Below are 9,475 nucleotides of genomic sequence, written 5' to 3' on the forward strand. Positions count from 1 at the left end.
AAAGAGGCAGGGCAGGGTGAGAAGGGTAACAGCCATTCCTTGCTCAACATCCTGCTCGCCTTCATCGCCGCGCTCTTCCTCACCGCCCCCGCCTTCGCGGCCGAGGCGCCGGTCGTCAAAGCCCCCGCCGGCACGGTCAAAGGCCAATCCCTCGACGGTGTCGACTCCTTCAAGAACCTGCCCTTCGCCGGCCCCCCGACAGGCCAGAACCGCTGGAAGCCCCCGACCGCAGCCCCCACCTGGTCCGGCGTCCGCGACGCGACCAAGTTCGGCCCCGCCTGCATCCAGCCCCCCTCGGTCGTCCGCAGCATCTATTCCGAAGACCTCGGCGCCTTCAGCGAGGACTGCCTGTCGCTGAACATCTGGCGCCCCGCCAATGCCGCCAAGGCTCCGGTCATGGTTTGGATCCACGGCGGCTCCCTGGTCGCCGGCGGCGCCCGCGGAGGCCTCTATGACGGCGCCGCCCTGGCCCGCCGGGGCGTCATTGTGGTCACCGTCAACTACCGCCTCGGCGTCCTCGGCTACCTCGCCCACCCCGACCTGTCGGCGGAATCGCCCGACGGCGTCTCCGGCAACTACGGCCTGCTCGATCAGGTCGCCGGCCTTGAGTGGGTGAAGCGCAACATCGCCGCCTTCGGGGGCGACCCGGACAACGTTACGGTCGCCGGCGAGTCCGCCGGCGCCCTCTCGGCGATGTACCTGATGGCCTCGCCCCGGGCGAAAGGCCTGTTCCACAAGGCCATCCTCCAGAGCGCCTACATGGTCACCACCCCGGAGCTGCGCGAGCGCCGCTTCGGCATGGACCCGGCCGAGACCAACGGCAAAACCCTGGAAGCCAAGCTCGGCGTCCGGGGGCTGGTGCGCCTGCGCGCCATGGAGCCGAACGCGCTGACCATCCAGGCGGCCATGGCCGGCTATGCCCCGTTCGGCACGATCGACGGCAAAGTGCTGCCCCGTCAGCTGGTCGACGCTTTCGACCGTGGCGAACAGGCGCCCGTGCCCGTCCTCGCCGGCTTCAACAGCGGCGAGATCCGCACCCTGCGCTTCCTGGCACCCCCACCGCCGGCCAGCGCGGAGATTTACGAGGCCGCCATCCGCCGGGCGTACGGCCCCCTGGCCGACGAGTTCCTGCGGCTCTACCCGTCCAGCGACATGGGCGAGAGCATCCTCGCCTACGTCCGCGACAGCATCTACGGCTGGACCGCCGAACGCCTGGTCGCCAAGCAGACGGCGCTGGGCCAGCCCGGCTACCTCTACCTCTTCGACCACGGCTACCCGGCCACGCAAACGGCCGGCATCCACGCCTTCCACGCCGTCGAAATCCCCTACGTCTTCGGCATCGGCGACCGCTTCCCCACCGCCTGGCCCAAACCCCCGGCTACGGCTGAGGAAACCGCCTTCGCCGAAACCGTCGCCGGCCACTGGGCCAGCTTCATCAAGGACGGCGCCCCCGGCGGCGGCTGGGCTCCCTACGGCCAGGGCCGCGGCTACATGGCCTACGAGGATACCGCCCGCCCCAAGACTCACCTGATGCCCGGCATGTACGAGCTCCACGAAGAGGTCATCGCCCGCCGTCGCGCTGTGGGAACCATCCCCTGGAACTGGAACCACGGCATCCTCTCGCCGCCGCTGCCGCTCAAGCCTTCGGAGACCCGATGATCGACGGGGCCATGCAGGCGTATGCGTTGACGCTCGACAGGATCCTGACCCACGGCGCCAAGTGGCACCCGAGCGCCGAGGTCGTCTCCGCGCGCGAGGACGGCCGGATCGACCGGATCGGCTATGCCGCGCTGGAGGACCGCAGTCGGCGGGTTTCCGGCCTGCTGCAAAGCCTCGGTACGAAGCCCGGCGACCGCGTCGCCACCCTGGCCTGGAACAGCCAGGCCCATGTGGAGGCCTGGTTCGGCGTCATGGGCATGGGCGCGGTCTGTCACACCCTCAACCCGCGCCTGACCGCCGAGCAGCTGGCCTGGATGGTCGACCGCTCGGGCGCACGCATCGTGATCGCCAGCGCCGACCTCGCCCCCCTGGCCCTTGAACTCGCCGAGCGGGCGCAATCGGTCGAACGCGTCCTGGTCATCGACGGCCGGCCGGGCAATGTCTCGGGTGAACGTCTCCAGGTCGACGCCCTCGAAGACCTCCTGACCGCCATCGACGACCGACCGGAATGGGGCGGCTTCGACGAGACCACCCCCTGCGGCCTCTGCTTCACCTCCGGCACCACCGGCAACCCAAAGGGCGTCACCTACACCCACCGCGCCAGCTTCCTGCACGCCCAGCGCCTACTGCAGGTCGACGCCATGGCGGTGTCCTGCGCCGACAGCGTCCTGGCCGTGGTGCCGATGTTCCACGCCAATGCCTGGGGTCTGCCGTTCGCCGCGCCGGCCGCCGGCGCCAAGTTGGTGCTGCCCGGCCGCCACACCGACGGCGCGCGCCTGGCCAAGCTCATCCGCGCGGAGAGCGTCACGGTCGCCGTCGGCGTGCCCACCGTCTGGCTGGGCCTGCTCGAACATCTGGAAGCCACCGGGGAGGATGTCCCCAGCCTGCAGCGCATCGTGGTCGGCGGCGCCCCCATGCCCACCGCCCTGATGGAGCGGCTGGAGACCCGCTTGGGCGTCAAGGTGCAGACCACCTGGGGCATGACCGAGCTGTCCCCCTCCGGAACCGTCACCCCGCTCAGCGATCCGGAGCGCCCCGCCTTCCAGTCCGGCCGCCCGACCCTGGGCATCGACCTTCTGATCACCGACCCGGAGGGCAACCCCCTCCCGCAACAGCGCGACACCGAAGGCAACCTGCGGGTCCGCGGCGCCGCGGTGGTGGAGCGCTATTTTGGTGAGACGGAATCGGCCCTGGACTCCAACGGCTGGTTCGACACCGGCGACCTCGCCCGCATCGACACGGCCGGCAACCTGGTCATCACCGGCCGCGCCAAGGATCTGATCAAGTCCGGCGGCGAGTGGATCAACCCGGTGGAGATCGAGGCCGTGGTCGGCGCCCTGCCAGAGGTTTCCCTGGCTGCGGTGATCGGCCGCGCCGACCCCAAATGGGGCGAGCGCCCCATCCTGCTGGTGGAGCTGCGCGACGCGGACGGGGTCACCGACGAGGCGCTTTTGGCATCTCTCAAGGGCCGGGTGGCCAGCTGGTGGATTCCCGACGATGTTGTGCGTCTGGACAGCATGCCGCTCGCGGCGACGGGCAAGATCGACAAGATCCGGCTGCGCGGCCAATACGGTGGGGCATCGACTTGACGCCCGACCTGTCAGTCCCGAAAGAGTACCGTGTGCCCCAAGCCCAGACATCCCGGCGCCGCTCCACGAAGGCCGAACAGCGCGCCGAGTCCATGGAGCAGATCCTCGACGCCGCCGAACTGCTGTTCTCCAAGCACGGCCTCTACGGCGTCACCCTGAAGGATGTTGCCAAGGCGGTTGGGGTGCACCACACCCTCCTGAACTACTATTTCGAGGATAAGCAGAAGCTGTTCGACGCGGTGTTCGCCCGCCGCGCCGGGGTGACCATCGACCGCCGCATGCAGGCCCTGGCCGACTATGAGGCCATGGCCGGCGACAACCCCACCGTCGAGGGCGCTCTTCACGCCTTCCTCGACACCGACCTCGACCTCTACATCGAGGGCGGCGAGGGCTGGCGCAACTACGGCGCCCTGGGCGCCCAGGTCTCCAACACCCCCGAGGGCTCGGTGCTGATGGACCAGCACTTCGACCCTGTCGTCCTGCGCCTGATCGACATCCTGGAGCGGGCCCTGCCGTCCTGCTCCCGCGAGGACCTGTTCTGGGGCTATCACTTCGTCACCGGCGCCCTGATGCTGACCCTGGCCCGCACGGGGCGCATCGACCGCCTCTCCGGCGGCCTCTGCAAATCCGAAGACTTCGAAGCCATCAAGAAGCGCATCGCCACCTTTATGGCCGCCGGCTTCCACGCCATCTGCCGCGGCGAGACGCCGGCGCTTGGGCCGCTGTAGGGGCACCTCAGCGCTCCACGAACCCGTCGGTCAGCAGCCGCCCGTCCGCCGCCTCCAGCTGGAACGGCAGCCGGCCCTCCACAGGCGGCCCGGTCCACAGCTCGATCGGCTCGCCCGCCCAAGCCGGCGAGCGGAACCGGGCCGACAGCCGCTTGAGCTGGCAGCCCCCCGGGGTCAGCGCCAGCCCGGCCAGCGCCCACAGGGCAGTGCCGTGGATGAGAATGTCTGGCAGGCCGGCGGTCAGGGCGACCTGGCGTTCGGTGTGGATGGGGTTCCAGATCTCGGCGCACTCCGAATACTGGTGCGGAAAGCCACGGGAGGTGCGGATCGGAACGGCCATTTCGGGGCGCTGAATGGGAGGGCGGGGGGCCGGCTCTTCCGGCGGCGGGCGATCCTCGCCGCTCACGGCCACCTCGCGCAGGATGCTGGTCGACAGGCTGACCGCCAGCAGGCGGCCGTCGGCCCCGCGCGTCTCATAGCGGGTGGTCGCCACCGCCCCGGCCCGGCTGGCCCTCACCCCGATCAGCTCGCCGCTGACCGACAGGGTCTCGCCCGCCGGGATGGGCCCCAGGAACCGGGTGTCCTGCGCCGCATGCACGCCGCGCCGCTGTTCGTCGGGCGTCAGCGTCTGTTCCGGATGGTCCCGCGCCATCAGCGCCAGCACCCACTCGGGCGAGACCACCTGCATCGGCAGGGCGGTCAGCGGCCCGGCCGCGTCGTCCAGCCCCGCCGCGTCGTCCGGCGCCAGCACCGCCCGAAAGGCCAGCGCCCGGCGCGGCGTCACCGCCCAGTCGATGGGCCCCCAGCGGGCGCCGACGAGAGCGGGGTTGAACGGCATGGCCTAGCCGCTCGCCTTGAGGATATGGTCCCATTCCTCGGCCGTGACCGGCTGCACCGACAGGCGGAAGGAGGTGACCAGGGACATCTTGGCCACCGCCGGATCGACCTTGGCCCGAGCCAGGGTGAAGGGCGTCTTCAGCGGCTCCACCGCCTTGATGTCGACGCAGTAGAACTTGCCCGTAGCGTCGGTCGGATCGACATATGCCTCCTTGACCACCTCGGCCACGCCAACGATCTCCTTGCCGGCGTTGGAGTGGTAGAAGAAGCACCGATCGCCCAGCTTCATGGCCATCATGTTCAGCTTGGCGGTGTGGTTACGCACCCCGGTCCAGGGTTCGCCCTTGTCGCCGGTGGCGACCAGGTCGTCCCAGGAATAGACGTCCGGCTCGGACTTCAGCAGCCAGTAGTTCATCGGGCGCTCCGTAATCGAGCGGCGACTCTAGCCGATTCCTCGAGCTCCTCCGCCACCCACCCCATCACAGCGGTCATCCACTCCACCGTCATCCTTGGGCTTGTCCCGAGGACCCATTCGTCCGCCCACACGAACCTCAGGAGTGGGGTCGCGGCCGCGACCCCAGGGCACGCGCTCACGGCGGCGTCACCATGGGTCCTCGGGACAAGCCCGAGGATGACGGGAAGAGGGGCGTTAAGCCGGCACCGGCGGCTCTGCGTACGACGCCCCCTTGGTGATCGCCTCGTCGGGGACCTTCAGCATCCCCAGGTACTGCGCCTTGGGATAGGCCATGTGCGGCTTTTCCGGATCGTACTCCGGCTGCGGCACCGGAGACGGTCCCTCATACGGCGCGGGCGCCTTGAATCGCGCAGCTTCCTCGTCGCTGATCCCGGCCTTGGCCAGCACCGCCGGGTCGATCCAGCGGCCGGGGTCAATCGGCTCGTGGCTGGTCGCCACCTCCAGGGTCATCTGGTCCGGTCCGGCGAAATAGATCGAGCGGCACATGCCATGATCGATCGGCCCGATGACGTTGACCCCGTGGCTGCGGATGCGGTCGCGCATGGCGACCAGCTGCTCGTCGCTGTCCACCCGGAAGGCCAGGTGCTGCAGGGTCCCCGGCGCGCTGGGCAGCGCCCCGTTTCCGGCGTGGGTCTTGCCGAGCTCGATGGGGATGTCGCCGACGTTAGGCAGTTGCACGATCGAGAAATAGCCGTGGTCGTTCATCCGCAGGAAGGCGTGAAGGCCGCCCGGCACCCCGTGCATGTCGAACAGCGCGACCAGCGGGCAGCCCATCACCTCGCTGAAGAAGGCGATGTGTTTCTTGATGTCCCCGGCCATGAAGGCCAGGTGGTGGATGCCGGTCGGCTGGGTCATGAGTTTCCGCCCTCGTCTTGTTGCAGACATTGGGCCCCCGTCGCGCAAAGCCCGCAAGCCCCCAAGCGCTTGCCTGCCGCGACGTCTACCTGCCAAATCCGCGTAATCGGGCCAAAAAGAGCCCTCCGGAGGCGACCTTGGACATCCACCGCGAGCCCTACGGCTTTTCCTACAAGGAATCCTCGCGCCTCAAGGAGGTGTACGGCGGGGCCGCCGGCCGGGTGTTCATTGAATGCATGCGCATCCGCCCGGAAACGACGTCCAAGACGGTGATCCTGTTCAGCCACCCGATCGGCGGAGGCAGCTTCCTGCCGCTCGTCCTCGCCCTGGCCCGCGCCGGCAAGCATGTCATCTACTGCAACCCGCGCTACCGGGGGAACGACACCGCCTGCATCCTGGAAAAATGCGTGCTCGATGTCGGCGCCTGCATCAAGGATCTGAAGAAGCGGTTCGGCTATGAAAAGGTGGTGCTGGGCGGCTGGTCCGGCGGCGGCTCGCTGTCGATGTTCTACCAGGACCAGGCGACCACCCCGACCATCACCCACACCCCGGCCGGCGATGAGGTGGACTTGGTCGGCGCCGGCCTGATCCCCGCCGACGGGGTGATGCTACTGGCCGCCCACATCGGCCGGTCGGTGACCATGACGGAGTGGATCGACCCCTCGATCCTCGACGAGACCCGCCCCTTCGACCGGGACCCCTCGCTCAACATCTACGACCCCGCCTGCCCGGAGCAGCCGCCCTATTCGGATGACTTCGTCGCCCGCTTCCGTGAAGCCCAGATCGCCCGCAACCGCCGCATCACCGCCTGGGCCAAGGACCAACTCGCTGATCTGAAAGCCGCCGGCGACCCGGACGCCGAGCGCTGTTTCATCGTCCAGGGCACCATGGCCGACGTCCGCTGGACCGACCCGACCCAGGACCCCTCCGACCGCGCGCCCCACACCTGCTATATGGGCGATCCGCGCATCGCCAACGATGGCCCCATCGGCCTTGGACGGTTCACCACCCTGCGCTCCTGGCTGTCGCAATGGAGCTATGACGAGAGCCGCGCCAACGGCCTGATCAACGGCCCGCGCATCACCGTCCCCGGCCTGGTGATCAACAACACCGCGGATCTCGCCTGCACCCCCAGCCATGCACGGCGCCTGTTCGAGGCCTATGGCGGCGCCGACAAGAGCTACGTCGATATCGAGGGCGCCGACCACTACTACATCGAGAAACCCGAGCTGCTGCCCCAGGCAACCAAGGCGGTCACCGGCTGGATGGACGAGCGGGGCTTTGCCTAGGCGGGGTCTAGAACAGCGCCGTCCAGCCCGTCCCGTCGATCGCCGCGTCCACCCGCGCCTTCGCACCGGCGGGCAGGGCGGCGTACTCCTCGCGCAGCCAGCCCAGGCATTTGGCCTGGTAGGGGAAGGCGTTCTGGGTCCAGGCCCGCCCGTCGATCTCCGCCTCCACCGTGGTCGCGCCGGCCATCACCGCCTTGGCGTTGGCGATCAGCAGCGGCGGATAGACCCGGCCCATCTCGGCCAGCAGCCCCTTCAGGGTGTCCGGAACCTCGCCCTCGAACAGCGGCCCCGGCTCCACCCCAGACAGGTCCTCCACCATGCCGACCCAGCCCATCACCCGGTGTGCCCGGCCTTGGGCGATGCCGGTCGGGGTCGGGTCGACCCCGGCCAGCTGGGTCAGCTGACCGAACAGGCCGAAGTCGCCCGCTCCCGGCGCCCCGCCCAGCATGAAGGGGTGGGCCGACAGGTGCGCCTCCAGGGCGTCCAGCAGCCGCACATAGCTGTCCTCGATCACCGGCCCGGTCGTCGCATTGGACCCGACATAGGCTAGCCGCCCGATCTGCCGGTCGCTGAACATCTTGCCCATCTGGGCAAGGGTCGGCTCATCGAGCGGGGAGGGGCCCCAGCTGGGCAGCAGCCGGCCGGCGAAGGCGGCGTCCGCCGCATGGGCCCAGCGGTAGTGGAACATGCATTTGGTCAGCCACTCGTCGGCATAGTCCTCGATCAGGCTGTCGAGGAAGGCCATGGCCGGGTCGGCCGGACGGACGGGTCGTCCCGGAAAGTCCTTGTCAAACCGGCGGATCAGCGGCGTGGAATCGGTGACTGCTTCGATCCCGCCGGCGTCGGCCAGGTAGAAGGTGGGCAGCAGAGGCACCTTGGGAACCGGATAGCCCGCCGGCTCCCGGCCGCGGAAATAGAGTTTGTAGGGGATGCGCCGGTAGCGCAGCACCGCCAGCATCTTGCGGGTGTAGGGCGAGCCTGGCGCACCGGACAGTTCGAGGGGCGTTTCCAAAGTCATGACATTTACCGTGCCAATTGTTCCCGGCACAGTGCCGCAGGATCAGCCGTCGCGCAACGCCTGCACCGTCCCCCGCATCCAGGCCGCCAGGTTCTCCTTCTTCTCCAGCGGCGTGCGGCCATGGCGCACCATCACCAGATCGAGGTCCGGGACCAGCAGGGTGAACTGCCCATCATAGCCATTGGCCGAGAAGGACCCCGGCCCGCCCAGCCCCAGCCACCAGTGGGCGCCATAGCCCTGTTCCTCGGTGGCCGGCACGGGGGTGGGCGTGCGCGCATAGTCGACCCAGGCCGCCGGCAGCAGCTGGCGATCCTCCCACACCCCGCCCCGCAGGTAGAGCAGCCCGAAGCGAGCGAAATCCCGCGCCGTGCAGAAGCAGAAGGAGGAGCCGATGAAGGTTCCCGCCGCGTCGAACTTGGGGACCGGGCTGGTCATGCCCAGCGGCGCGAACAGCACCTTGCGCATATGGGCCTCGAACGCCTCGCCGCTCAGGCCCAGCGCGTCCTGCAGCAGGCGGGCGACGATGTTGGTCGTGCCGCTGGCGTAGGACCACACGGTGTCCGGCGCATGGGCCAGCGGCTGGGCCATGGCATAGGCGGCGACATCCTCCTGGCCCGAGCCGAACAGCATCTCGATGACGTCGGATACACTGCCCGGCACATAGTCCTCGACGAACTTCAGCCCGCTCGACATCCGCAGCAGCTGGTCGAGGGTGATCGCCGCCCGCCCATCGCCCTGCCAGGCCGGTATGCCGGTCGGCGCATGGATATCCAGCCGCCCCTCGGCTGCCGCCAGCCCGACCAGCGCTTGGGTGATGCTCTTGGCCTTGGACCAGGAGGGGAAGGTGTTCTCCGCACCCAACCCCGATCCATAGCGCTCGTAGCGGATGCGTCCGCCTTGGACGATCAGCACCGCGTCCGTCACGGCGATGCTCTCGTCGGCAAAGGCGGCGTCGAGATGCTGGACCAGGGCCGGACTCAGCGGCTCGCCGACCGGCCAGTCGGCGGTGGGCCAGGGGGTATCGG

The 9,475-nt window shown here is 69.1% G+C and carries 9 protein-coding genes; 4 read left to right on the forward strand and 5 right to left on the reverse strand.

The genetic code is table 11. The annotated features are described in order from the left end of the window. Window positions 1-39: 39 nt before the first annotated feature. From GVN21_RS14275 to GVN21_RS14285, 3 genes are read left to right on the forward strand one after another with little or no spacing between them, the layout of a single operon-like run. On the forward strand, window positions 40-1,659 hold the full coding sequence (locus GVN21_RS14275) for a carboxylesterase family protein (RefSeq protein ID WP_240902948.1): 1,620 nt from the start codon (window positions 40-42) through the stop codon (window positions 1,657-1,659). Then, entirely contained in the window at window positions 1,656-3,248 is a 1,593-nt protein-coding gene (locus tag GVN21_RS14280) for a long-chain-fatty-acid--CoA ligase (RefSeq protein WP_166575431.1), read from the forward strand. Before GVN21_RS14275 ends, GVN21_RS14280 begins: the two co-directional genes overlap by 4 nt. A 32-nt stretch (window positions 3,249-3,280) precedes the next feature. After that, window positions 3,281-3,976, forward strand: coding sequence for a TetR/AcrR family transcriptional regulator (locus tag GVN21_RS14285; protein WP_346764267.1), 696 nt, complete (start codon window positions 3,281-3,283; stop codon window positions 3,974-3,976). A gap of 7 nt (window positions 3,977-3,983) precedes the next feature. Here the strand turns inward: GVN21_RS14285 and GVN21_RS14290 are convergent, their stop codons facing one another. The 3 genes from GVN21_RS14290 to GVN21_RS14300 all read right to left on the reverse strand — a co-directional run bounded on the left by GVN21_RS14290 (window position 3,984) and on the right by GVN21_RS14300 (window position 6,143). Continuing rightward, on the reverse strand, window positions 3,984-4,814 hold the full coding sequence (locus tag GVN21_RS14290) for a MaoC family dehydratase (protein WP_166575432.1): 831 nt from the start codon (window positions 4,812-4,814) through the stop codon (window positions 3,984-3,986). A 3-nt stretch (window positions 4,815-4,817) separates the two neighbouring features. Beyond that, window positions 4,818-5,228, reverse strand: a complete 411-nt coding sequence (locus tag GVN21_RS14295; protein ID WP_166575433.1) for an EVE domain-containing protein — start codon at window positions 5,226-5,228, stop codon at window positions 4,818-4,820. Window positions 5,229-5,462: 234 nt separating this feature from the next. Then, complete coding sequence (locus GVN21_RS14300; RefSeq protein WP_166575434.1) at window positions 5,463-6,143, reverse strand: VOC family protein; 681 nt, start codon at window positions 6,141-6,143, stop codon at window positions 5,463-5,465. A 137-nt stretch (window positions 6,144-6,280) separates the two neighbouring features. Here GVN21_RS14300 and GVN21_RS14305 point away from each other — a divergent pair, with 137 nt between their 5' ends. Then, a complete protein-coding gene (locus tag GVN21_RS14305) occupies window positions 6,281-7,432 on the forward strand; it encodes an alpha/beta fold hydrolase (RefSeq protein WP_205690100.1) in 1,152 nt (383 codons plus the stop codon). 7 nt (window positions 7,433-7,439) lie between these two features. On the opposite strand, the gene GVN21_RS21205 is transcribed toward GVN21_RS14305, so the two are convergent. Together GVN21_RS21205 and GVN21_RS14315 are read right to left on the reverse strand one after the other, a co-directional pair. After that, the gene (locus tag GVN21_RS21205) at window positions 7,440-8,450 is read right to left on the reverse strand and encodes a glutathione S-transferase family protein (protein ID WP_166575435.1); all 1,011 of its coding nucleotides are present in this window, start codon (window positions 8,448-8,450) and stop codon (window positions 7,440-7,442) included. A 42-nt stretch (window positions 8,451-8,492) separates the two neighbouring features. Next, a partial coding sequence (locus GVN21_RS14315) for a serine hydrolase (protein ID WP_205690101.1) occupies window positions 8,493-9,475 on the reverse strand: 983 nt, incomplete at its 5' end.

It is taken from the genome of Caulobacter sp. SLTY (assembly GCF_009905535.1).
Taxonomy (GTDB): Bacteria; Pseudomonadota; Alphaproteobacteria; order Caulobacterales; family Caulobacteraceae; genus Caulobacter.

Coding starts and splice junctions, on each gene's coding strand:
- GVN21_RS14280 (WP_166575431.1), top strand. CDS start 1,656: ATGATCGACGGGGCCATGCAGGCGTATGCGTTGACGCTCGACAGGATC.
- GVN21_RS14295 (WP_166575433.1), bottom strand. CDS start 5,228: ATGAACTACTGGCTGCTGAAGTCCGAGCCGGACGTCTATTCCTGGGAC.
- GVN21_RS21205 (WP_166575435.1), bottom strand. CDS start 8,450: ATGACTTTGGAAACGCCCCTCGAACTGTCCGGTGCGCCAGGCTCGCCC.
- GVN21_RS14300 (WP_166575434.1), bottom strand. CDS start 6,143: ATGACCCAGCCGACCGGCATCCACCACCTGGCCTTCATGGCCGGGGAC.
- GVN21_RS14290 (WP_166575432.1), bottom strand. CDS start 4,814: ATGCCGTTCAACCCCGCTCTCGTCGGCGCCCGCTGGGGGCCCATCGAC.